Source organism: Plantactinospora sp. WMMC1484 (assembly GCF_049315195.1).
Lineage (GTDB): Bacteria > Actinomycetota > Actinomycetes > Mycobacteriales > Micromonosporaceae > Plantactinospora.
On sequence record NZ_CP186055.1, the window covers coordinates 1,406,490 to 1,430,543 of the forward strand.

The 24,054-nt window shown below is 72.6% G+C and carries 18 protein-coding genes; 9 read left to right on the forward strand and 9 right to left on the reverse strand.

The window, feature by feature from the left end; genetic code table 11:
• Positions 1 to 44: 44 nt before the first annotated feature.
• From ACN28C_RS06200 to pdhA, 5 genes are all read right to left on the reverse strand, one after another.
• Positions 45 to 2,771, reverse strand: coding sequence for a hypothetical protein (locus ACN28C_RS06200; protein ID WP_422772602.1), 2,727 nt, complete (start codon positions 2,769 to 2,771; stop codon positions 45 to 47).
• A gap of 355 nt (positions 2,772 to 3,126) precedes the next feature.
• Positions 3,127 to 3,264: a hypothetical protein gene (locus ACN28C_RS06205; RefSeq protein ID WP_421496136.1), complete on the reverse strand. Its 138-nt coding sequence runs from the start codon at positions 3,262 to 3,264 to the stop codon at positions 3,127 to 3,129.
• A 239-nt stretch (positions 3,265 to 3,503) separates the two neighbouring features.
• Positions 3,504 to 4,982, reverse strand: coding sequence for a dihydrolipoamide acetyltransferase family protein (locus ACN28C_RS06210; protein WP_422772603.1), 1,479 nt, complete (start codon positions 4,980 to 4,982; stop codon positions 3,504 to 3,506).
• Positions 4,983 to 4,987: 5 nt separating this feature from the next.
• Entirely contained in the window at positions 4,988 to 5,977 is a 990-nt protein-coding gene (locus ACN28C_RS06215; protein ID WP_422772604.1) for an alpha-ketoacid dehydrogenase subunit beta, read from the reverse strand.
• Entirely contained in the window at positions 5,977 to 7,161 is a 1,185-nt protein-coding gene (gene pdhA, locus ACN28C_RS06220) for a pyruvate dehydrogenase (acetyl-transferring) E1 component subunit alpha (protein WP_422772605.1), read from the reverse strand. Before pdhA ends, ACN28C_RS06215 begins: the two co-directional genes overlap by 1 nt.
• 459 nt (positions 7,162 to 7,620) lie before the next feature.
• On the opposite strand from pdhA, the gene ACN28C_RS06225 reads away from it, so the two are divergent.
• Positions 7,621 to 8,391 carry a hypothetical protein gene (locus ACN28C_RS06225; RefSeq protein WP_422772606.1) on the forward strand — a complete coding sequence of 257 codons (771 nt, stop codon included), beginning with the start codon at positions 7,621 to 7,623 and terminating at the stop codon, positions 8,389 to 8,391.
• Between the two features lie 126 nt (positions 8,392 to 8,517).
• On the opposite strand, the gene ACN28C_RS06230 is transcribed toward ACN28C_RS06225, so the two are convergent.
• Entirely contained in the window at positions 8,518 to 9,213 is a 696-nt protein-coding gene (locus ACN28C_RS06230) for an NUDIX hydrolase (RefSeq protein WP_422772607.1), read from the reverse strand.
• Between the two features lie 390 nt (positions 9,214 to 9,603).
• On the opposite strand from ACN28C_RS06230, the gene ACN28C_RS06235 reads away from it, so the two are divergent.
• Positions 9,604 to 11,139, forward strand: coding sequence for a M28 family metallopeptidase (locus ACN28C_RS06235; RefSeq protein WP_422772608.1), 1,536 nt, complete (start codon positions 9,604 to 9,606; stop codon positions 11,137 to 11,139).
• 151 nt (positions 11,140 to 11,290) lie between these two features.
• Positions 11,291 to 11,905, forward strand: coding sequence for a Uma2 family endonuclease (locus ACN28C_RS06240; protein WP_422772609.1), 615 nt, complete (start codon positions 11,291 to 11,293; stop codon positions 11,903 to 11,905).
• A gap of 12 nt (positions 11,906 to 11,917) precedes the next feature.
• On the opposite strand, the gene ACN28C_RS06245 is transcribed toward ACN28C_RS06240, so the two are convergent.
• The 3 genes from ACN28C_RS06245 to ACN28C_RS06255 form a co-directional block, all read right to left on the reverse strand.
• Entirely contained in the window at positions 11,918 to 13,147 is a 1,230-nt protein-coding gene (locus ACN28C_RS06245; RefSeq protein ID WP_422772610.1) for a hypothetical protein, read from the reverse strand.
• Positions 13,148 to 13,282: 135 nt separating this feature from the next.
• Entirely contained in the window at positions 13,283 to 14,998 is a 1,716-nt protein-coding gene (locus ACN28C_RS06250; RefSeq protein WP_422772611.1) for a GTPase, read from the reverse strand.
• Positions 14,995 to 16,863: an ABC transporter gene (locus ACN28C_RS06255; protein WP_422772612.1), complete on the reverse strand. Its 1,869-nt coding sequence runs from the start codon at positions 16,861 to 16,863 to the stop codon at positions 14,995 to 14,997. Before ACN28C_RS06255 ends, ACN28C_RS06250 begins: the two co-directional genes overlap by 4 nt.
• Positions 16,864 to 17,132: 269 nt before the next feature.
• On the opposite strand from ACN28C_RS06255, the gene dnaK reads away from it, so the two are divergent.
• The 6 genes from dnaK (at position 17,133) to ACN28C_RS06285 (ending at position 23,973) form a co-directional block, all read left to right on the forward strand.
• Positions 17,133 to 19,025, forward strand: coding sequence for a molecular chaperone DnaK (gene dnaK, locus ACN28C_RS06260; RefSeq protein WP_422772613.1), 1,893 nt, complete (start codon positions 17,133 to 17,135; stop codon positions 19,023 to 19,025).
• Positions 19,026 to 19,082: 57 nt separating this feature from the next.
• Positions 19,083 to 20,066: a nucleotide exchange factor GrpE gene (grpE, locus tag ACN28C_RS06265; RefSeq protein ID WP_422772614.1), complete on the forward strand. Its 984-nt coding sequence runs from the start codon at positions 19,083 to 19,085 to the stop codon at positions 20,064 to 20,066.
• A gap of 146 nt (positions 20,067 to 20,212) precedes the next feature.
• Positions 20,213 to 21,400, forward strand: coding sequence for a molecular chaperone DnaJ (gene dnaJ / locus ACN28C_RS06270; RefSeq protein ID WP_422772615.1), 1,188 nt, complete (start codon positions 20,213 to 20,215; stop codon positions 21,398 to 21,400).
• 84 nt (positions 21,401 to 21,484) lie between these two features.
• A complete protein-coding gene (locus ACN28C_RS06275; protein ID WP_422774549.1) occupies positions 21,485 to 21,880 on the forward strand; it encodes a heat shock protein transcriptional repressor HspR in 396 nt (131 codons plus the stop codon).
• Positions 21,881 to 22,460: 580 nt separating this feature from the next.
• Positions 22,461 to 23,078, forward strand: coding sequence for a DUF4360 domain-containing protein (locus tag ACN28C_RS06280; RefSeq protein WP_422772616.1), 618 nt, complete (start codon positions 22,461 to 22,463; stop codon positions 23,076 to 23,078).
• 247 nt (positions 23,079 to 23,325) lie between these two features.
• Positions 23,326 to 23,973: a DUF4360 domain-containing protein gene (locus tag ACN28C_RS06285; RefSeq protein ID WP_422772617.1), complete on the forward strand. Its 648-nt coding sequence runs from the start codon at positions 23,326 to 23,328 to the stop codon at positions 23,971 to 23,973.
• Positions 23,974 to 24,054: the final 81 nt, after the last annotated feature.

The following is a 24,054-nucleotide window of genomic DNA, read 5'->3' on the forward strand; positions in this document are numbered from 1 at the left end:
GGGCGGGGGCGGCGGTAACGGCGTCTCTCAGGTCTGCCGGGCCGCTATCCGCCGGCAGCCGTCTCCACCGACTCCAGGCAGAGCACTTCCTGCCGTTCCGGGATGACGATGGTCTGCGGGGTCTCCGCCGGGCACTCGTTCTTGTCGGTCACCTTCGAGGCCACCTTGAAGACGCCCTGCTCGGCACAGTCCGCGACCACTGGCGTGCCACCGGAGTCCTTGACACAGGCACCCACCGCCGGGTTGAACGGCGGTGCCGCCTCCTCGCTGCCGATCTTGCCGAGCAGCCAGAGCATGCCCAGCGGGATCGCCAGCAACAGCACCGCGGCGACCAGCACCAGGAACAACACCTTGCCGTTGCGGACCTGCGGCGTCGGTGCCTCGGTCTTGGCCTCCGCCTCGGCCGCCTCGGGCTTGAACGCGTCGAACCGGCCCTGCTCGGCACTTCCTTCCGGCGGGGACGGCCCGTCCCAACTCGACGGAGCCGCGGACGGTGGCGACCCGTACGGTGCGGGGCTGCCCGGTGCGCCGTAGGTCGCCGGTCCCGGACCCGCCGGACCGGGCCTGCCGAATCCGGGCGGCGGCCCGCCGGGTGGAGGCCCGAAGTCGGGCTGCGCGGGTGCGGGCCCGCCGAACCGGTCGGTACCGGGCCCGCTGGCGGCACCGAACTGGCCGGCACCGACCGGACCGCGACCGTCGAAGCGGTCACCGTCGAACGGTCCCGCGCCGTCGAACTGGCCCCGATCGCCCTGGCCGGGGCCGCCGAAGCGGTCGGCTCCACCCTGGCCGGGGCCGCCGAAGCGGTCGGCTCCACCCTGGCCCGGGCCGCCGAAGCGGTCCCCGCCGAAGGACGCCGGTCCACCCGGACCCGACCCGTCCACTCCGATCCCGCCCGGGGCCTGCTCGGGTGCGCCGCCCGGGCCGATCAGATCGGCGAAGGGCGGCCCGCCGGCTGGACGGTCGGGAGCGTCGGCCTGCGGTGCCCTGGCGCCCGGAACGGCGCCTCGGGTAGCCGGTGGGTCGTCCGGGAATTCGGCACCGCGGTCATCCCGGCCGGGGTGGGCGGGCGGTGCACCGTAGACCGTCGGTCCCGGCCGGTGCTGGTTCGCGCCGGCCGGCCGGTCGCCGTCCCAGCCGTCCGAGGCGCTCGGACCCGGCTGCTCACCGTCCCGGCCACCGGGGGCGTCCGGACCCGGCGGGTCGCCATCCCAGCCGCCCGGCCCGGCGGGGCCCGGTCGGTCCGGTTCCTCGGCGCCGGCCGGGCGCCCGTACACCCGTGGCTTCGGTGCGGGTACCGCCGCCGAGGGAAGGTCGGCCGGCGGCAACACCCGGCTCGCCGCGGGTACGGCGGCACTGCCGGCGACGGCTCGCCCGGTGGGTCGGTCCGGCTCGGCGGGCGACTCCTGCCGGCTCGCGACTCCGGGTACGGAGACCCGCCCGGCGATCGCCGCGTCGCTCGGGGTTCGGGGCTGCGGTACGACCGCCGGGGCGCCGGGCGGTGCCGCGGGTGACTGCGGAGCCGCCTCGGACGCCCCCGGACCCCAGCCGGCCACCTCGCGGGGCGCCGGTTCGTATTCGTTCGCCGGCTGACGCCCCGGCCCTGGCGGATAGTCGGCCGGGGCATAGTCGGCCGGCGGTGACGCCGCGAGGCTGGCGCCGGGGATCCGTGTCTCCTGCGGAGGCAACGGCACCGCGTTCCCGGGCGAGATCCCCGGTGCCAACCCGGGCTGGTACGCCGGCCCGTCCGGCTGGCGCCGCTCGAAGTCGGGCTCGCGGCGGTCGAACGCGGGCTCGTGGCGGTCGAAGTCGGGTTCGCGCCGGTCGAAGTCGGGTTCGTGGCGCTCGAACTCTGGCCGGGACGGCTCGAACGGACCCGGCCTGGCGCTGCCGGGCCCGGTGGACCAGGTCGGCCGCTGTGGTGCCCAAGCGGACGCCTGTGCCGCACCGCCCTGCGGTGCGTCCGGCTCATCGGGCGGACGGTTGCCGGGTCGCTGCGGGAGGTCTCTCGGTGGCCCGCCGGCATCCGGGCGTGGCGCTGCCGCCCCCCATGCCTCGGCCGCCGGCCACGGTTCGCCGTCGGGGATGACCGGCCGGTTCACCGGCGAGTAGTTCGGCGGGTCGGCGTACGGGACAGGGCCGCCCGGGGCTGCCGACGAGGACTGGACCGGGCTGCCGGGAGCGGCCGGCGGATGGCTCGGCGCTCCGAACTGTTGGCCGGGGAAGCCCGGAGCACCGCCGGCCGGCTGGTCCGAATAGCCCTGAGGGTCGGCGGGGGAATGGGGCTGGTGGGGGTAGGCCGGCGGGCTGGCGGGGGAGCCGGGCTGGTTCGGATAGCCGGGCGGGCCGCTCGTCGGCTCGGCGGGCTGGCCGGCACCGGACCAGCGAGGTGGGCCGGACTGGCCCGGCGGGCTGCCCCACTCGGGAGGGAAGCCCGGCCCCGTGGAGGGGCCTCCGGCGGACTCGGGGGACGGCCCCCAGGGGCCGTCCGGGCGTGGCGCGGGTGCGCCGCGTTCGTCGCCGGGCGATCCCCAGCCGGGTTGACCCGGCATGCTGCCCGGCTGCTCGTGCCAGGCCGCGTGCGGGCCGGCCCGCCCGGCGGCCGCGGGTGGTGCCCAGCCGGGATCGGCGGGCGGGGTCGTACCACCGGGGCCCTGCGGTGGGAACCGGTCGTCGTGGTGTGGTGCGGGATTGCCGTACGTGGCTGGGCCTGCGGCGCCCGGCGCAGCCTCGTCCGGCCACCGGCCGGGGTGCTGCGGATCCTCGGACGTCATGCGCGCGCCTCCTCCATCACATGTCGGCCGCGCCGGTCATGCGCACCGATCGCCGGCGGGTTGCCGGCGACTCCGGCGTGACACCGGCTGGGCAAGCTCCCCGCACGGTAGCCGGTCCAGGCCGGCGCCGCCCGGGCAGCGCGGGTCGTCGGACCGGTCGTTCGGGCGGGCCGAACCGAGTTCTGCTCGGCGCATTTCCTACCGGCCGGTCGGTCGACGACCGAGCCCACCGTACCGGGCGGTGACGCAGGGACGGAACTCCGGTGTGGCCCGGGTGGGAAACGCCGACGGCCCGCCCGGAGCGCCCCGGGCGGGCCGTCGATCTGGTGCGGAGGAGGTGAGGAGTCTGTCGAGGTCAGCCGTAGTAACGCTGCGCGGCGATGAGGATCTCGTCACGGACAGCCGGCGAGTTGCTCGCCCGCAGTGCCCGTCGGATCGCCCGCTCGCGGCGCGCGGTCTCCCGGCGGCTGCGGATCCGGTTGATCATGCTCATGGTCTTGCGCCCCCTGGCTTATTCGGTTGTGGTGGCCGTCTGATGTGTCCATTGAACCTCGCGCCAACGGCGGCTGCCAGTGATTGTTAGGTGAGTTGCACCACCAACCGAAGAATCAAAGGTAAGACAGCAACCTGACCGACGGTTCTTCGTAAGCAAATGTAAACGGCCGGTGTGCCCGGGAGTAACCCGGAGCACACCGGCCGCCTCGTCCGCAGGTGGTGCGGGCGCCGTCCGGGTCAGGTCCAACCCAGCAGCGCCGCCTCCGGATCGGTCAGGAAGTCGCCCACGTCACGCAGGAACTTCGAGCCCAACTCGCCGTCGATGATCCGGTGGTCGAAGGAGAGCCCGAGCGTGGTCACCTGGCGCACCCTGACCTTGCCCTTGTGCACCCAGGGCATCTCCCGGACCGCCCCGAAGGCGAGGATCGCCGACTCGCCCGGCGGCAGGATCGGCGTACCGGTGTCGACGCCGAAGACGCCGACGTTGGTGATGGTCAGGGTGCCGCCGGACATGTCGGCCGGAGCCGTCCGACCCGTCTTGGCGGTCTGCACCAGTGCGGTCAACGCGTCCGCCAGCTCGCGCAGGGTGAGCCGCCCGGCGTCCTTGATGTTCGGCACGATCAGGCCGCGCTCGGTCGCCGCCGCGATGCCCAGGTTGACGTACTCCTTGACGACGATCTCGTCGCCGGCCCAGGTCGAGTTGACCATCGGATGGCGGCCGACCGCCAGCAGCACGGCCTTGGCGACCAGCAGCAGCGGCGAGACCCGGACGTCCCGCCACTCGCGACGCCCGCGCAGCCGGTCCAGCGCCTTCATCGCGCGGGTCACGTCGACCGTCAGGAACTCGGTGACATGCGGGGCGGTGAACGCCGACGCCGCCATGTTCTGCGCGGTCAGCTTGCGCACGCCCCGGACCGGGATCCGCTGCTCCCGGTCCGGCCCGAAGGCCGGTGCCGAGGTGCTCGTGCCGGCCGTCGCCGGCTCCGCCTCCGTCGTCGCTCCGGCCGCCGCCAGGTGTACGTCGTCCCGGGTGATCGACCCGAGCGGCCCCGACCCGCTCAGGGTGCGCAGGTCCACCCCGAGATCCTTGGCGAGCTTGCGCACCGGCGGCTTTGCCAACACCAGTGCACCCGGGGCGGCGGCGGTACCACCGGTCCGGGGCCCCGGTGTGGCAGTCGCCGCCGGTCGTGCCGGCTCGGCAGCCGGCGCCGCGGTGGGCGGCGCGCCCGACGCCGCGACCCCGTTCGGCGCCGCAGGAGCGCTCGCCGCCGGTACGCCGTTCGGCGCCGCCGCACCCTTGCGGGGTCGTCGCTTCGCGGCGCCCGTACGCGGGCCGTACCCGACCAGCACCGCCGTCCGGCCACCCGGGGCGGGCCCGCCGATCAGACCGGGCTCGACGGCGCCCTCGGCGGGTGCCACCTCGACGGCGGCCAGCGAGGCCGCCGACGGCTCCGGCAGGTCACCGGCGCCGGGATCGGTGTCGACGGCGAAGATCGGCGCGCCGACGTCGACCACCGTGCCCTCGTCGTGGAAGATCGCGGTGATCTTCCCGGCCCACTTGGCCGGGATCTCGACGGCCGCCTTCGCGGTCTCGACCTCGACCACCGGCTGGTTCAGCTCGACCGTGTCACCGACCTGGACCAGCCACTTGAGGATCTCGCCCTCGGTCAGCCCTTCGCCGAGGTCCGGCAGGGGAAACTCGCGCACCCGTGACATCCGGCTCACCACCCGAAGGTGCGGTCGACGCCGTCGAGCACCCGGTCGAGGTTGGGCAGGTAGTCCTCCTCCAGCCGGGCGGCCGGGTAGGGCGTGTCGAAGCCGGTGACCCGCAGCACCGGGGCCTCCAGGGAGTAGAAGCACTCCTCGGTGATCCGCGCCGTGATCTCGGCGCCGAGGCCGAGGTTGCCGGGTGCCTCGTGCACCACCACGCACCGGCCGGTCCGCTTCACCGACTCGTAGACCGGGGCGAGGTCGAGCGGGGAGAGGGTACGCAGGTCGATGACCTCCAGGTCCCGACCGTCCTCCTCGGCGGCGGTCGCCGCCTCCAGGGCGGTACGCACCATCGGCCCGTACGCCAGCAGCGTGCCGTCCCGGCCCGGCCGGACCACCCGGGAGGCGTGCAGCGGGTACGCGTCGCCGACCGGCGCGTCCAGCTCGACCTGCCCCTTCTCGTGGTAGCGCCGCTTCGGCTCCAGGAAGACGACCGGGTCGTCGGAGGCGACCGCCTGCTGGATCATCGTGTACGCGTCCTGCGGCGACGAGCAGGCCACCACCTTGAGCCCGGCGGTGTGCGCGAAGTACGCCTCCGGGGACTCCGAGTGGTGCTCGACCGCGCCGATGCCGCCGCCGAACGGGATCCGGATGACCATCGGCACCCGTACCTTGCCCTGCGAGCGGAAGTGCATCTTCGCCACCTGCGACACGATCTGGTCGTAGGCGGGGTAGACGAAGCCGTCGAACTGGATCTCGCAGACCGGGCGGTAGCCGCGGATGGAGAGGCCGACGGCGGTGCCGACGATGCCGGACTCGGCGAGCGGGGTGTCGATCACCCGGTTCTCGCCGAAGTCCTTCTGCAGGCCGTCGGTGATCCGGAAGACGCCGCCCAGCTTGCCGACGTCCTCGCCCATGATCACGACCTTGGGGTCCTGCTCCAGGGCGCGGCGCAGGCCGCGGTTGATCGCCTTGCCCAGGGTGAGGGTCTCGGTGGCCATCAGTGCACGCTCCCCTCGAACGAGTCCAGATAGCGGGCCATGAACTCCCGCTGGGCGTCCACCTCGGGCGAGCCGTTCGGGAAGACGTTGTCGAAGAGGGTCAGCGGCTCGGGGTCGGGCATCTCCAGCACCCGCTCGCGCAGCCGCAGCGCCTCCTGCCTGGCCTGCTCCTCCACCTCGGCGAAGAAGGTGTCGTCGGCGATGCCCTGCTTGCCGAGGAACGCCCGGACCCGCGCGATCGGGTCCTTCGCCTGCCACGCCTCGACCTCGCTGGCGATCCGGTAGCGGGTGGGGTCGTCGGTGGTGGTGTGCGCGCCCATCCGATAGGTGTACGCCTCGATCAGGGTGGGGCCCTGACCGTGGCGCGCGTTGTCCAGCGCCGCCCGGGTCACCGCGTACGTGGCCAGCACGTCGTTGCCGTCCACCCGTACGCCCGGGAAGCCGAAGCCGGCCGCCCGCTGGTAGAGCGGGATCCGGGTCTGCCGCTCCAGCGGCTCCGAGATGGCGTACTGGTTGTTCTGGCAGAAGAAGACGATCGGAGAGTTGAAGACGGCCGACCAGATGAAGGCCTCGTTCACGTCACCCTGCGCGGAGGCGCCGTCGCCGAAGTAGGCGATGACCGCCTCGCCGTCGTCGGTGCCGGTCTTGCCGTCCATGTTCACGCCCATCGCGTAGCCGGTGGCGTGCAGCGTCTGCGCCCCGATGACGATGGTGTACATGTTGAACTTGAACTCGTTCGGGTCCCAGCCGCCGAGGTCGACGCCGCGGAAGAGGCCGAGCGGCATGATCGGGTCGATGCCCCGGCAGTAGAGGACCCCGTGCTCCCGATAGGTCGGGAAGGCCATGTCCTGCGGTCGCAGCGCGCGACCGGAGCCGACCTGGGCCGCCTCCTGGCCGAGCAGGCTCGCCCAGATGCCCAGCTCGCCCTGGCGCTGCAACGCGGTCGCCTCGGTGTCGAGCCGGCGGACCAGCACCAGGTCGCGGTAGAGCCCGCGGTATTCCTCGTCGGTGAAGTCGACGCGGTATTCCGTGCCGTCCGACCAGGTGACCTTGTCGATCCGGTCACCCTCGGGCGTGAGTAGTTGCACCAGGTCACCGGTGCCTGGGGACGTGCCGCCAGACCGTGCGGACCGGGGTGTGGCTCGCCTGCCGCGGGCCGTGCCCGCGGGATCGCCCTTCGCCATCCCTATCTCCCTGTCGTTCGTGCGTCGGCACCGGGGGTGTCCCGACCGCGCAGCTGGTGCGCCCGTCCGGCTGGTGCCGGACCGGGGGTGGCTGCCGCGCCTGTCCCCGGTAGGGGCAGCCACGCGGCGCGGACCAGTTCCGGCCGCTCCTGGCCGAGCTGGTCCACCGAGCGCCGGCACCACGTCCTGCCTGCCGCGGGGGTGCGCGAAGGTCGCGGCCGCGTTGCCGTCGGCTCCATATTCGCAGAGCAACCGGGTACCGCTACAGGTCGGCCTCGGCCGTCTCCGGAACGCCGCCGGCTTCGCACCACATCAACCCATTTGATCGGGTACGGAAACCGCCGCGACCGAAACTCGGCAACTGACACGCTGTGTGACGCTGGCCAACACAGAGTTACTCCGCCACTGTAGGTAGCGGCGAAATCACGCGACCGAGATCCTGTCCGGGAGGAGTTTCCCGTGCCCAACCACGGTTCCGAGCCTCCGGCTCCGGTGCTGCTGGCCCGGCACCGCCGGTCCGGGGGTACGCACGTCGCGTACCGGAGAGTGACCGGCGTGCATCGGGCGGAAGGGCTCGGTCGGCCGGCCCGCCGTTACCTGCTCACCGTCGCCCTGCTGGCCGGTACCTCCTCGCTGCCCATCCTGGCGGCCATCGGCAGCGGTTCGGCGACCGTCTCCGACGGGATGCGTCCGGCCGACGCCACCCCGTTCGTGCCACCGCCGGCCGGCGCGTCGCCGCTGGTGGCGCCTCTTCCGACGGCGCCGCCGGTGGCGGAACCGGGCCCGGCCGGTAGCGGCGACCGGTCCCGGCAGGCCGGCTCCCGACCGCTCGCCGTCCCGCCCGGCGCCGTCGCCGAGCGGCCCGGTTTCGCCGTGGGGGAGCCGGGCCCGCCGCCGGTCGGTCGGCCGGCACCGACGGACGGACCGGAGATCCCGAACGTGCCGACGCCGCCCACGACCGGCACGCCGACCCAGTCCCCGGTACCCTCCCCGCCGCCGGCCACGCCCCCCTCCCCCTCTCCCTCCCCGTCCCCCTTCCCGAGCCCGCCGTCGCCGTCCCTGTCGCCGTTCCCGTCGCCGTCGTCGGAGCACCCGACCGGGACGCCCCCGTCGTCCGGGCCGAGCGGATCGCCCACGCCCACGGGCGTTCCACCGTCCGGCACCGCCACCACCCCGGCACCAACCCCGGTGCCGGTGCCGGGCACACCGCCGCCGGCGACCGATTCCTGAGTTGCCGCGGTGACGGTCCCTGAGTTGCCGCGGTGACGGGCTCGTAGTTGCCGCCGGGCGACCGCCTGGCGGATCGCGGCTGATGGAGCGGCAGTGGATCACGGACGGGTCGGAGCGGTGTGTGGGTCAGCGGCGGGTCACGGACGGGCGGAGCATCGGTGGGTGCAGCACCTCGGCCGGACCGCGCCGGAAGAGCTGGGCGGGTCGCCCCCGGTCGCCCTCGGTGACCCGGCCGGCCGGCTCCACGAACCCGGGAGTGCTGGTGACCTTCCGATGGAAGTTGCGCGGGTCGAGCCGGCTGCCCCAGACGGTCTCGTAGACCGCACGCAGCCGGGCGATGGTGAACTCCGGTGGGCAGAACGCGGTGGCCAGCGGGGTGTACTCGAGCTTGGCCCGGGCGCGTTCCAGCCCGTCGGCCAGGATGGCGTCGTGGTCGAAGGCGAGTCGGGCGTCGGCGATCCGGGAGACCGGGAGCCAGTCGGCCGCCGCCGCGTCGGTGCCGGCGACCGGGTGCGGCAGGTCCGGCATCAGCGCCAGGTACGCCACCGTCACCACCCGGCCGCGCGGGTCGCGCTTCGGTGAGCCGTACGTGCCGAGTTGTTCGAGATGGCCGATCGGCTCGGGGACCCCGGTCTCCTCGGTCAGCTCCCGGGCGGCGGCCTCCGGCAGGTCCTCGTCGAAGCCGACGAAGCCGCCGGGGAGCGCCCATCGGTCCTGGTGCGGGGGGACACCCCGGCGGACCAGCAGGATACAGAGGTCGTCCGCGCGCACGGTGAGGACCACCAGGTCGACGGTCACGGCGAACGGCGGAAATTCGGCCATCTGAATTATCACCACCTTGACGAGAAGCTATCACAGTGGTTATCGTCAACAGGACGAGAAAGGATTCGGTTCCGGACCACCGGCCGGGACCGATCTACCGGACGAGGTCGTCGACCGGCAACGACGGCCTCCGGCGGCGCTGGCCCGGCGGGTCGGCGCCGCCGCCCGATCGGCTGGCGGGGGGCCAGACCGGTCACCGGCGGTGCCGGCGGGCCACACCTGCTCTCCCAGGTCGTGGTCCGCCGGCCACCGGTGCCCGCGGAGGCGCCCGTCGCGGCACCACCGTCCGGTGAGCGCACTCGTCCGGACTATTCACCGGCCATGCACGCCTGGCTATGCTGACCTCCCTCGACAAGACCGGTAACCCCGGTGACCCGACAGGGAGGCAGCGTGGGGCGCACCAACAATCGGTGGAGCCGTGGCCTGCTGGCCACCACACTCGTGACGGCGCTGGCGGTGGTGGCGGCGCCCTCGCCGGCACAGGCGAGTTCCGGCCTCGGGAGCCTCGGCTCCTGGGTGTTACGCAAGGCGGTCACCGCCAAGGGCGTGCAGCAGCATCTCAGGGAGCTGCAGAAGATCGCCGACCGCAACAACGGCAACCGGGCGTCGGGCGCACCCGGATACGACAGGTCGGTCGACTATGCGGAGAAGGTGTTCCGGAAGGCCGGCTACCGGGTCACCCGCCAGGCGTTCGACTTCCAGACCTTCCTGATCAACACACCGTCCGAGCTGGAGCGCGTCTCGGCGCCCGCGGGTGACCTGCCACATCGGATCATGAGCTACTCGGGCAGCGCCGACGTGACCGCACCGGCCAGCGTGCCGGCCGGCGACTTCCAGGGCTGCAACCCCGGGGACTTCGGCCCGGCCAACGTCGGCACGATCGTCGTGATCAGCCGTGGCACCTGCCCCTTCGGGCAGAAGGCCAGCACGGCGGCGGCGGCCGGCGCGGCCGCGGTGGTCATCTACAACAACATCCCGGGCGACCTCTCCGGGACGCTGGGCAACGCGTACACGCTGGACTTCGCCGCCGTCGGGGTCTCGCAGGCACTCGGCCAGGAACTGGCCGGTCAGGTCGCGGACGGCCTCACCCTGCGGGTCTTCACCGACACCTACCGGGGGCAGGCCACCACCGAGAACATCTTCGCCGAGTCGCGTTGGGGCGACCCCCGCAACGTGGTGATGGCCGGTGCGCACCTCGACTCCGTGCCGGAGGGACCGGGGATCAACGACAACGGCAGCGGCAGCGCCGCCCTGCTGGAGATCGCCGAGCAGATGCGCTGGTTCCCCACGAAGAACAAGGTCCGGTTCGCGCTCTGGGGCGCCGAGGAGGCCAACCTGGTCGGCTCGACGTACTACATCGCCAACCTGCCGGAGGCGGAGCGGGACAGGATCGCGCTCTACCTCAACTTCGACATGGTCGGCTCGCCGAACTACGTCCGGTTCGTCTACGACGGTGACAACTCGGCCTTCCCGCCCGGCACCGGCTCGGCCGCCGGCCCGCCCGGGTCCGGCGCGATCGAGAAGCTCTTCCACGACTACTTCCGGTCGCAGCGGCTGGCCTCGGCCGAGACGCCGTTCTCCGGTCGCAGCGACTACGGGCCGTTCATCGCGGAGGGGGTCGACATCCCGTCCGGCGGCCTCTTCACCGGGGCGGAACTGGTCAAGACGGCCGAGGAGGCCCGGGTCTACGGCGGCACCGCCGGGGTGGCCTACGACCCCTGCTACCACCAGGCCTGCGACGACATCGACAACATCAGCCTGAAGGCGATCGACGAGATGTCCGACGCGGTCGCGCACGCGGTCATCACGTACGCCTACGACACCCGCAGCCTCACCCGGCCGCTGACCGGCCCGACCGGCGGCACCACCGCGCCGGCCGGTGGCGGGGGCGGACTGCACGACGACCACCACGAGGTCGAGATCTGACCGACGGACCCGTAACCCCGGGGGTGGCGCACTCGCGCCGCCCCCGGCGTCGTTACGTGAAACTGTCGGTGCTCTCCGTTAGCGTGGCGCCCGTGAACGTCCCACCCGTAGCCTTGACCTCGTGGCTTCCCCGACCGATCCCGGAGGTCCGATGACCGCCGCCCCGATCGCCCTCGACCGGCCCGGCCCGCACGGCTACACCACGGCAGACCTGCACGCCCTGCCCGATGACGGCCGGCGCTACGAGCTGGTTGACGGGAGCATCATCGTGTCCCCCTCGGCCACGATCGACCACAACACCATCGCCCGGTGGATCGCCAACATCCTGGAGGATTCGTGTCCTTCGGAGGAGTATGCGGTCGGCACCGACCAGTCGACCACGGTCGACGCGCACAACGAGCCCCGGCCGGACGTGGTGGTGACCCGGGTGGAGCACCTCCGGCGCACCCCGTTCCCGATCACCGACGCGCTGCTGGTGGTCGAGGTGGTCTCGCCGACCTCCGCACTGCGGGACACCGAGACCAAGCGGGCGCTCTACGCCCGGGCCGGGGTGCCGGCATACTGGATCGTGGTGCCGGAGGAGGAGAAGCCGACGATCTCCCTGGCCGAGCTCCGGCTCGACGCGGGGAGCCGCAAATACCGCTACGTCACCCACTACACGACGGAGCCGTTCGGCACCGCGCACCCGTGGCCGCTCCGGGTGGACCTGCCCGCGCTGACCGCCCGCCGCGCCCGGCTGCTGGGCCAGCCCGCCGAGCAGGACTGACGGGCGAGGCCGTCACGTCGGGTCGTCGTCCAGGCGCTGCCGGTTCGCCTCGATCCAGGCGTCCAGCGCCGCCGGGTCGTCCGGGTCCACGCCGTCGGCGATGAGCTGGGCCACCGCCGCCGTCGCCGGGCTGCGCCGCTCACCGGTGGTGTAGAGCCGGACGAATTCCGGCACCATCTCCTCGACCGAGTTGTCGGTCTGGGCCGCCGCCTCCGCCGGCAGTCCCCGCCGCCGCGCGGCGTACGCGCACCAGCTCCGGACCACCCGGGGCAGCATCGCGGCGTCGTCCATGTCGAGTACGGCCCGCCGGTGCACCCAGTCGAGCAGGAAGAGCCCGGCCACCGCCGGACTCCAGCGCAGCGGGTCCGGGTCCGGGAACGTGGCGGAGTGGTCGAGCACCAGGCTGAGGCAGAAGTGCAGGGAGGCGAGGTCGGTCTCGGGGACCTCGGGCAGCCCGAAGCGGGCCGCCTCCGGCGAGGCGAGGAAGGTGCGGACCAGCCGGTCCCGCTCGGCCGCCGAGATCGGCTCCGGCCCCGCCCCGATCGTGGCGACCGGTGCCGGCGGCGGGAGCAGCGCCAGGCGGGCACCGACCAGGGTCCGGTCGGTGGCGAGCGAGCCCTCGCCGGGCAGGTCGCCCAGCTCGTCGGTGATGTGCAGGTGGCGGTCCACCTCGCCACGGAGCCGAGCCGGATCCTCCTCGCGGAACCAGGTCAGGGCGTCGCCGTCACACATCTGCCGGACCTGGCCGAGGATCCGTTCGGCGGGACCGCCCACGAAGACGTCCTTGGTGATGCCGATGTTGTGGTCGACCAGGGCCACCACGGCGTGCTCCGGGCCGCCGGCCGCGCTGTCGTCGTAGGCGAAGGTGGCGAGGTAGGAGGTCTGGTCACCGTACACGTCGCCGTAGGCGTAGCTGCCGGTCAGCCGTACCTTGCCGAGCTGGTCGGACCAGGACGGCGCCTGTGCGCCCGGCTTGACGGCGGCGGCGCCGGCGGCGTCCGGCACCAGGGCCGCGAAGACCGTCCGGATCGTGGTCGCGGCGGCGGTACGCCGGCGGGAGGTCGCGGAGAGGAAGTCGCTCACGAAGTCCCGGACGGCGCTGCTGCGGTCCTCCTCCGCGATCGCGTAGACGCTGCCGAGTAGCGCGGTGCCGAGCATCTCGGCGTCGAGCGCGCAGTCGAGCTTGGTCACGTCACGGGCGGCATGGAGCACGGCTTCGATGGGGGTCCGAGGCGGGGCCATGGACCGACCCTACGCCCGGAGGCACCGGTCCAGCACCAGCAGCGCGCCGGTACCGGCCGGGCCCAGCGGCGGCGGGGCGCGGCCGGCGGGCGGATCGGCGCTGGTCAGGTCGGGAGCGTGTGGGGCGTACGGGGGTCATCGGGATTTCGCGGCCACGGCCAGCGCGGAGCGTGCCTCGGCGTACGCGCGCAGCACCTCGCGGACCGGTGCCACCACATACCCCCGGGCCGCCTCGGCCACCGCGTCGTGCATCCGGCCCTCGGCCCGCCACCGTGCGCGGCGGGCGGCCCACCTGATCACGGGTTTGGCCAGCAGGGAGAGGAGCGCGCCGAGGAGCAGGCCGCCGAGGAGCAGGACCGTGGGCAGCGGCACCACCCCGACCATCGGGTAGTCGAGTTCCGGCAGCCCAAGGGCGCGTACCGCGTAACCGAGGATCAGCCAGCCGAGGCCGACCGTGGCGGCGACGGTCACCAGCCACTGCACCGCGTTGACCACCCGCCACCAGACCGGCCGGCGCTCCACCCCGAGATCGGTGCCGGCCACGGCGCGGTCCAGTGCGTCGGGAAGGTCGGCCAGCCGGGAGCGGGCCGCCGTCGCCACCGCCGCCGACCAGGGGGCCGGCAGGGTCGTGCCGGCCCGGTCGGCGACCGCCCGGAGGGCCAGCCCGACCGCGGAGCGCTGCGCGGCGGTCGGTTCCGGGACCGAGGTCGCCGCCAGCGGCGGTCGCTGGATGCCGAGCCCGGCGCTGGCGGGCAGGGGCGCCGGGTCCCCGTCCACGCCGTCGCCCAGGTGCAGCCGGCGCAGCGGGTCGGGGCGGAGCCGCCGCAGCCCCCGGGCCAGCGGCCAGCCGGTCGCCGCCACCGCCCGGTGCCGATACGCCTGCTCCGTCGCCTCCGCCACCGCCGGTACGCCCGCCGCACCGGCGAGCGCGTCGATCAGCCGGCGGATCGTCGGCCGGTCCACGTCGCCGTCGGCCCGATCGGTGCCGACGAGGTCGGCGAGCCCTTCGACGACGGTGTCGACGTCGCCGGAGAGGCGCCGCAGCGCCGCCTGCCGCTCGGCGACGGCCTGTTCGAGAACCGACCGCAGCGGTGCCGTGCCGGTGTCGCTGAGCGCCGAGGTGGCGAGCACCGGCACCCCGCTGAGCTGGTCGGCGTCGACCAGGCGGCGCAGGTCGGCGAGGACCCGGGGCAGCTCGTCCGGCTGTAGCCGGTCCGCCTGGTTGAGCAGCACGACGGTGACGTCCCGGTGGCGGTGGAGCTCCCGCAGGTAGCCGCGGTGCAGCACCCGGTCGGCGTATTTCTGTGGATCGACCACCCAGACGACCAGGTCGACGAGGCCGAGCAGCCGGTCGACCTCGGTGCGGTGCGACCACTCGACCGAGTCGAAGTCGGGCAGGTCGAGCAGGACCAGGCCGTGCAGGGCGGCCTCGTCCGCACCGTCCAGTGCGCTCTCCCGGACGAACCGGTGCCGGGGCAGGACGCCCACCCAGTCGAGCAGCCGGGTCGCGCCGTCCAGCGGCCCCCAGACGCAGGCGTGGGTGACCCCGGTCGTCGGCCGGCGTACCCCGACCGGCGACATCTCGAACCGGGCCAGCGAGTTGAAGAGGCTGGACTTGCCGCTGCCGGTGGCGCCGGCCAGCGCCACCACGGTGTGGTTGAGCGAGAGGGCCAGCCGGGTGCCGGCCCGTTCGACGAGGGTGTGCGCCGCGACCAGCCGCTCGTCCGGAAGGTGACCGTCGACGGTGTGCAGAAACCGGTTGATGGCGTGCAGGCGCTCGACCAGCCGGTCCGGGTCGGCCCGCTGGTCGGTGCGGAACGCGTCCCGGACCCTGCCCAGGATGTCGGTCATCGGGCTGCCGCCTCCCCTCCGACCGGCCGGGCCTCCCCGACCAGCCGGGCCGCCGTGCGCAGCTCGTCGCCGTGGCTGGCGTCGACACCGGCCGCCGCCGTCCGGGCCAGGTATCGGGCCGCCTCCTCGTCGAAGAGATGGTCGACCATACCCAGAAGCTCCGCCCGGGCCCGGTTGGCCAGGCTGCGGATCGCCTGGTCGCCGAAGACCGCTTCGAGGACCTTCTGGGCGGCGACCGTGGTGCCGCCCGCGGCAGCCACCTCCAGGCCGGTCGGGATGAAGGCGGTGCTGGCGAAGACCGCGATCATCACGGCCAGTCCGGTGGCATTCACCGCGTACGCCGCGCTGCGGGCGACGAAGCGCTTGTCGCCGCCGGAGGAGCGGACCAGCTCCAGCACGCTGCGCTGCCAGTCCCGGACCAGGCGCTCGGCGCGTTCCGTCAGGTCGTCGCCGGGCCGGGACAGCTCCGGGGTGAGGAGTGCGGCGCCGGCCGGATGGGTCTGCCAGGCCGCGGCGGTCTGTTCGGCCGCGGTCGCGGCGGTCTCGCGCAGCAGCGTGACGAGTTGGGACTCGATCGCGGTCCGGAGCTGGACGTTCGGGGCGGGCCGGCCGGTCACCGCCGCGACGATCCGGTCGCGGAGCTGGCCGACCCGTGCCTCCAGGGTGCGGAACAGCTCGCCGGTGCCGACGAACTCCTGCCACCGGGCCAGCACCTCGCCCCGGAGCAGCCGGCCGTCCCGCAGCGCCTCCTCCACCGAGCGGCGGGCACCGCGATAGCCGCTGCGGACCCGTTCGTCGAGCGCCTGCGCTGCGGTCGCCTGCTGGTCGGCGGCGGTGGCCAGCGTGTCCACGGCCGGGCCGAGCGCGCCGACCGCGCCGTCGAGGGTCTGCCGGATCACCGCCGCACGGGCCTCGGAGTCGGCGGCGAGCCGACCGAACCAGGCGCGCAGCGGCTCGGTCAGCCGTCCCGGCAGCAGCCCCTGGCCGTCGACCACGGCCTCCGGCAGGACGAAGAGCGGCGCGGCATCGAGTTGGTGTGCGGCCAGCATCTCGGTGAGGTGCGCGGTCACCTCCTCGGCGGCCGCCGGGGGCACCCGGTCGAGGACCAGCGCGATCGCGGTCCCGCGCAGCCGGGCGGTGTGCAGCAGTTCCCAGGGCACCGCATCGGCGTAGCGGGCGGCGGTGGTGACGAAGAGCCAGAGGTCGGCGGCGGCGAGGAGCTGTGCGGCGAGTGTCCGGTTGGCCTCGACCACGGAGTCGATGTCCGGGGCGTCCAGGAACGCCAGCCCGGCCGGCAGGGCGGGCGCGGTGACCAGGTGCAGTTTGTCCGGCCGATCGCCCGGTGTGGTGGTGCGGGTGAGGGTGGGCAACAGCTCGCCCTGCCGGAACCACGCCGAGTCGAGCGGGCTGCAGACCAGCACCGGCGACCGGGTCGTCGGCCGGAGCACGCCGACGCTGCTGACCCGGGCCTGCACCAGGCTGTTGACCAGGGTCGACTTGCCGGCACCGGTAGAGCCGCCGACCACCACCAGCAGCGGGGCGTCGAGCCGGGCGAGCCGGGGCAGCAGGTAGTCGGCGAGCTGGGCGCGGAGCGCCGATGCGAGCTGGCGGGCCTCGTCCGCTCCCGGCAGGGTCAGCGGGTAGGCGGTGACGTCGATCGCGGCGCGCAGCCGGGTCAGCGCCCAGCGCAGCTCGGCGGCGGCGTCGCCGGAGGGTGGCGGCGTGGTGTCGCCGGAAGGCGGCGTGGTGTCGGCGGCGGGCGCCGGGGTGGTGTCGGCCGGCTCGGAGCCGGTGCGGTTGATGCGGGAGACTGGACCGACCGGGGGCGTGTCGAGGCCGGTGGCCGGTTCGCCGTGGGTCGTCACGGGTAAAGACTGCCCGATCCCTGCAACACAGACAACAGGCACGGTTGCTTATGGATCAGCGCGTCGCCGGCCGCCGGTTCTCGGACCCCTTGTCCGGATCGTCGTAAACCCTTGTCGATGCCCCAAAGGGGGTTGCGTCGATGTGGCTCAACTCCGACTTTGCACCTCCCGGAGATCGTGGCACTATTGAGTCCGGTCCACTCAACTTGCGGTGGGTGCGCTGCGGGCGGTGCCCGTCACCTGCCTTGTAACGAAGCGAGGAAGCGAAGATGGCACGTGCGGTCGGAATCGACCTCGGCACGACGAATTCCTGCGTCAGCGTTCTCGAGGGCGGTGAGCCCACCGTCATCGCGAACGCCGAGGGCTCGCGGACGACTCCTTCGATCGTCGCGTTCGCCCGCAACGGCGAGGTGCTCGTCGGCGAGGTCGCCAAGCGCCAGGCGGTGACCAACCCGGACCGGACCATCCGGTCGGTCAAGCGGGAGATGGGCACCAACTGGTCCGTCGACATCGACGGCAAGAAGTACACCTCACAGGAGATCTCCGCCCGGACGCTGATGAAGCTCAAGCGGGACGCCGAGGCGTACCTGGGCGAGCGGATCACCGACGCCGTGATCACCGTCCCGGCGTACTTCAGCGACGCCCAGCGGACCGCCACCAAGGAGGCCGGGGAGATCGCCGGCTTCAACGTACTGCGGATCGTGAACGAGCCGACCGCGGCGGCGCTGGCGTACGGGCTGGACAAGGGTTCCAAGGAGCAGACCGTCCTGGTCTTCGACCTCGGCGGCGGCACCTTCGACGTGTCGCTGCTGGAGCTCGCCGAGGGGGTCATCGAGGTCAAGTCGACGAGCGGTGACAACCACCTCGGTGGCGACGACTGGGACGAGCGGATCATCGACCACCTGGTGAAGACCTTCCGGGGCCAGCACGGCGTCGACCTCTCCCAGGACAAGATGGCGATGCAGCGGCTGCGCGAGGCGGCCGAGAAGGCCAAGATCGAGCTCTCCGCCGCCACCACGACCAGCATCAACCTGCCGTACATCACGGCTGGTCCGGCAGGCGGCGACGGTGCGCCGTCGGCGCCGCTGCACCTCGACGTGACGCTCTCCCGGGCCGAGTTCCAGCGGATGACGCAGGACCTGCTCGACCGCTGCAAGGGCCCGTTCGACCAGGCCATCAAGGACGCCGGGGTCAAGGTCTCCGACGTCGACCACGTGATCCTGGTCGGCGGCTCGACCCGGATGCCGGCCGTCTCCGACCTGGTCAAGCAGCTCACCGGCCGGGAGCCGAACAAGGGCGTCAACCCGGACGAGGTCGTCGCCGTCGGTGCCGCGCTGCAGGCCGGCGTGCTCAAGGGCGAGGTCAAGGACGTCCTGCTGCTGGACGTGACCCCGCTGTCGCTGGGCATCGAGACCAAGGGCGGCATCTTCACCAAGCTGATCGAGCGCAACACGACCATCCCGACCAAGCGCTCCGAGGTCTTCACCACCGCCGACGACAACCAGCCCTCGGTGCTGATCCAGGTCTTCCAGGGCGAGCGGGACATCGCGGCGTACAACAAGAAGCTCGGCACCTTCGAGCTGACCGGCCTGCCGCCGGCGCCGCGCGGCGTGCCGCAGGTCGAGGTCACCTTCGACATCGACGCGAACGGCATCGTGCACGTCAACGCGAAGGACCTCGGCACCGGCAAGGAGCAGTCGATGACCATCACCGGCGGCTCGGCGCTGCCGAAGGACGACATCGAGCGGATGATGCGGGACGCCCAGGACCACGCCGACGAGGACAAGCGGCGCCGGGAGGAGGCGGAGACCCGCAACCAGGCCGAGCAGCTCCAGTGGCAGACCGAGAAGTTCCTCGCCGAGAGCGGTGACAAGCTTCCGGCCGACCAGCGTGACAAGATCAATGAGGCGCTCGGCGACCTGCGCTCCGCGCTCGGCGGGACCGATCTGGAGGGTGTGAAGACGGCGCACGAAAAGCTGCTCAAGGCATCCCAGGAGGCGGGTTCGCTGCTCTACGCGCAGCAGCAGGCCGAGCAGGGTCAGCCGGGTGCGGGCGGCGGTGCCGCCGGTGCGGGTGGTCCGCAGGCCGGGCCGACCGGCGCCAAGGGCGGAGCCGACGACGTGGTGGACGCGGAGATCGTCGACGAGGACGACAAGAAGTGACCACCAGCTCCTCCCGTACCCGGGCTGGCCGTACGCACGACGGATCGAGGTAGTTGTATGACGGAGAAGCCACGAGCCGCTGATCCGGAGACCACCGGGTCGGCGCCGGGTGGCTCCACGCCCGGTGGCCGTGCCGAGGGCACGGCCGGGGAGGGCGTCGTCATCCGGAACAACCGGAAGATCAACTTGACCGGTGGTGCCCCGGACTCCGATCGGGAGGCCGGGGCCGCTACCCCGGAGGGGGTCGAGCTGGCGGCGAAGGACCCGAATCCGGACCCGGAGCCGCCGGCCGGAGAAGCCGAGCAGGTCATGTCGGCCGGCGAGGTCGACGACACCGGCTCCACCGGCGCCGCCGGTGCGGTCGACGATGCGGAGTCGGTCGAGGGCGGGCCGGAGGTGGTCGGCGGCGCGACGACCGATCCGGCCGGGAACGCCGCTGCCACCGACCCGGGCCCGGCCGCTCCGGTTGTCGACGACGCCGAGCTCGCCGAGGTGCTGGCGGCGGAGCGGCCGTCGGAGACGGACGGCCCGGTGGTGGACGCCCCGGCCGAGCCCGTCGTCGAGGGCGGCGCCGCCGAGGACGACGGACCCGGCCCGCTCGGCGCCGAACTGGGGGCCCTCCGGGCCGAGCTGGACGAGCGGACCAGGGACCTCCAGCGGGTGACGGCGGAGTTCGCCAACTATCGCAAGCGGATGGATCGGGAACGGGCCCGGGACGCGGACCGGGCCACCCGGGTGGTGCTGGCCGCGCTGCTACCCGTACTCGACGACCTGGACCGGGCCCGCGAACACGGTGACCTGGTCGGGCCGTTCGGCACCGTGGCGGAGCAGCTGACCACGGCGCTGGCAAAGTTCGGACTGACCCCGTTCGGTGAGAAGGGCGACCCGTTCGACCCCAACCAGCACGAGGCGGTCGCGCACCAGACCTCGGCCGAGGTCACCGAGCCGACCTGCGTCGACGTGCTGCGCCGTGGCTACCAGGTCAACGACTCGCTGCTGCGGCCCGCACTGGTCGCGGTGGCCGACCCGGAGCCGGAGTGAGCGCGCCGGTGCGCCGGAGGGGCCAGGGTGAGCCGGAGCGGATTTGAGCCGGTGGGTCGCGGTCGAGGTGCCATCCGGGTCCCGTCCGTCGGGCGGGCCGGGAGCGGCACCTCGACCGCGCCACGGGGAGAGGAGGTGGACGACCGATGAGTTCCAAAGACTGGCTGGAGAAGGACTTCTACGCCGTGCTGGGGGTGGCCAGGTCCGCCTCCGCTGACGAGATCAAGAAGGCGTACCGCAAACTGGCCCGCGAATCGCACCCGGACCACAATCCGGGCGACACCGCCGCCGAGGAGCGGTTCAAGGCTGTATCCGAGGCGTACGACGTGCTCGCCGACCCCCGCAAGCGCAAGGAGTACGACGAGATGCGCTCGCTCTTCGGATCGGGCGCGTTCCGCCGCAACGCCCGGGCCGGCGGGCCGGGCGGCTATCCGTTCGACGTCTCCGACCTCTTCGGTGGGATGGGGCAACCGGGTGGCACGGACGGCGGCGACCGTCGGTTCGGCGGTGCCGGCTTCTCCGACCTGTTCAGCTCGATCTTCTCCGGCGGCGGGCCGACCCGGACCCGTGGCCCGGCCCGTGGCCGGGACGTGGAGGCCGAGGTCATGCTGGACTTCGACGATGCCGTACGCGGCGTCACGGTGCCGCTGACGCTGCGCGCGCCCGGCGTCTGCGACACCTGCCACGGTGACGGCGCCAAGCCGGGAACGCTGCCCCGGACCTGTCCGCAGTGCCGCGGCGCCGGGGTCGTGACCCGCAACCAGGGCTCGTTCAGCTTTTCCGAGCCGTGCCGGGAGTGCCAGGGCGTCGGCACGATCGTGGACGAGAAGTGCCCGGAGTGCCGGGGCACCGGCGGGGTGACCAAGTCCCGTACGCTCAACGTCCGTTTTCCGGCCGGCGTCGCTGACGGCCAGCGGATCCGGCTCGCCGGCCGGGGTGAGCCCGGCGACCGGGGCGGGCCGCCCGGTGACCTCTACGTGCTGGTCAAGGTCCGTGGGGACGACCTCTTCGGGCGCAGCGGGGACGACCTGACGCTGACCGTGCCGATCACCATCGCGGAGGCGGTGCTCGGGACGGACCTGCGGGTGCCCACCCTGGACGCCCCGGTGACCCTGCGGGTGCCGCCGGGCACTCCGAGCGGCCGTACGCTGCGGGCCCGGGGCAGGGGTGTGGTCCGCCGCGACGGCCAGGCCGGTGACCTGCTGGTGACCGTCGAGATCGTGGTCCCCGAGCAGCTCTCGGCCGAGGCGCGCAAGGCGCTGGAGGAGTTCGCCGCGCAGACCCCGGCGGCGGGCCGGGAACATCTGGACGCCCGGGTGCGTCGTTTCAACTGAGCTGTTGGCATCGCGGAGGTGATCAAGGTGGCTGGGGAGTACGTCGTCGTCTCGATCGAGCAGGCGTCCGACGCCAAGGTTCTGATGATCTCGGTCGCGGCGAAGATGGCCGGCATGCACCCGCAGACCCTGCGCCAGTACGACCGGATGGGGCTGGTGCAGCCCGGTCGTGCCCCGGGCGGTGGCCGTCGGTACAGCGCCCGGGACGTCGCCCTGCTCCGCGAGGTGCAGCGGCTCAGCCAGGACGACGGGGTCAACCTGGCCGGCATCAAGCGGATCATCGTCCTGGAGCAGATGGTCGACGACCTCCAGCAGCGGGTGGCCCAGTTGGAGGCCGAGTTGACGGCCGCCTACCGCCGGATGGCCGAGCTGGAGGCACTGGGCGGCGGTCTGCCCCGACGGGACCTCGTGCCGACCACCCGTCCGTCGACGGCGCTGGTCGTCTGGCGCCCCCGCCGCACCGGCGAGCCGTCCGCCTGATCTCCGGCGCTGGCGCGCCGTCTCGCCTGGCCGGCGGCCTCGCGGGCGGCCCGCAGCTTTGCGCCGAGGTCGGCCCGGCGCCGCCGGTCGAAGGGTTTGCCTCGGCCGCGGCTGTCACCAATCAACCAATCGACGCGTTACCGCCGGCAACTCACCGGATGCTCCGAAAACCATTACTGCGGGTGTTTCAGGCACGTTACGTCCGAATCCTGGAATCCGGCGCGAGAAGACGTCCCGAAACCATTACCCCGGGATCACCGCCGAGGTTGCACCGTCTATGGCGGGTGACGTCGGATCCGGAGCCCGGTCGGGTCCCGGACCTTTCCGTCGCACACCCTTGAGGTCATGAAGCTTCTTGTCGCCGTGGGCCGGTGCGGACGCGGTCGACGAGATGCCGAGTAGTGCTTCCGGGCGCCGCGCTCCAGGCGTGGCCCCGCGAATGCCTGCAATGTGAACGAGTTAATGATCGTCTTTCTCGAAAATGTGGATGGGACCAAGATTACTTAATTGACGGATATCAATGCCTTGACTATGGTGGGCTGCGGGCGCGACCGCATCGCGACGACCGGAAGGAATTACCATGTCCAACGTGATGGCTGTCGGCGGCGTACTCGCGGCACTGCTTGTCCCGATGGCACCCACCCAGCCTGTGGCGGTCCCGAACGAGAGGATCACCATCAGCGTGGAGACCGTCAACGGCTCAGGCTGCCCCGCGGGGACGGCCAAGGTGAACACCGCAGCCGACAACACGGCCTTCACGATTAGCTACAGCGACTACTTCGTCCTGGCCGGTGCCGGAGCGAAGCCGACCGAATCCCGCAAGAATTGCCAGCTCAGCCTCCGCGTGCAGATCCCGCAGGGCTTCACCTTCGCGGTGGCCCAGGTGGACCACCAGGGCTTCGCCTACCTGCAGCGGGGGGCCGACGGCTCGCAGCACTCGCACTACTACTTCATGGGGACCTCGCCGACCACCTCGGTGGCTCACGAGTTCACCGGCCCGTACACCGGCGGATGGCAGACGACGGACCGCGCCGCAGGGCTGGTCTACGCGCCCTGTGGCCAGGAACGCAACCTCAACGTCAACACCGAGCTGCGGGTGGACGCCGGGGGTTCCGAGAGTGGCACGAGCTTCATGGCGATGGACCAGAGCCGAGGCAGTGTGCGCAGTGTCTACCACCTCAGTTGGAGGGAGTGCTGAGCCAATGCCGCGCCTCGCCGCTCGGCGACGGCCTGCGGGTTAGCGCGAAATAAGGCCCCCCGGGGCGGTCGATGGAATTGTAGTGTCCATCGACCGACCCGGGGGGTCTTAGGCTTTCGGTGCCCCACTTCACATCATTCCCGTCGATCGTCGCTGCATTTATCACAAACATATTGACGCTGATCAATATGAGGCGCTAAAGTTAATGCACGCGCGCGACATTATCGCAACGATCGGGAGGGAACCCATGATCAATGTGCTGGCCATTGGCAGCCTCGTTGCCTCGATGCTTGCCGGCCCGATTGTCATCCCGACGGATCCACCCGTAGAGCCTCCGGACCAGAAGATTGAAATCGACGTCATCACCATCAATGGTTCGGGTTGTCCGGCCGGGACCGCGGCCGTCGCCGTCGCTCCCGACAACACGGCCTTCACGGTGACCTACAGCGACTACCTGGCCCAGGTCGGCGTGGGGGCACGGCCGACCGACGCCCGGAAGAACTGCCAGTTGGCCCTGCAGGTGCACGTGCCGGAGGGCTTCACCTACGCGATCCTCCAGGCCGACTACCGCGGCTACGCATATCTGGCGCCCGGTGCGTCCGCCGTGTCCCGGGCGAACTACTACTTCCAGGGCTCGTCGCCGACGACGTACAAGAACCACTCGTTCAGCGGCCCGCTGGACGACAGCTGGCAGACGACCGACACCTCCGAGCTCACCTCGGTGAGTTACGCACCCTGCGGCGAGATGCGCTTCCTCAACATCAACACCGAGCTGCGGGTGAACGTCGGGACCTCCAACCCGGCGACCACCACGAGCTTCATGACGATGGACTCCACGGACGGCGGGATCAGCACGATCTACCACTTCGCGTGGAAGGAATGTGACGAGGACTGACGCGGTGCCTCCGGGTCGGGACGCGCAGGCTCCGTCCACGGCGTCCCGGCCCCGGAAGCGGGCGCCCGAGCGGCCGGCTCG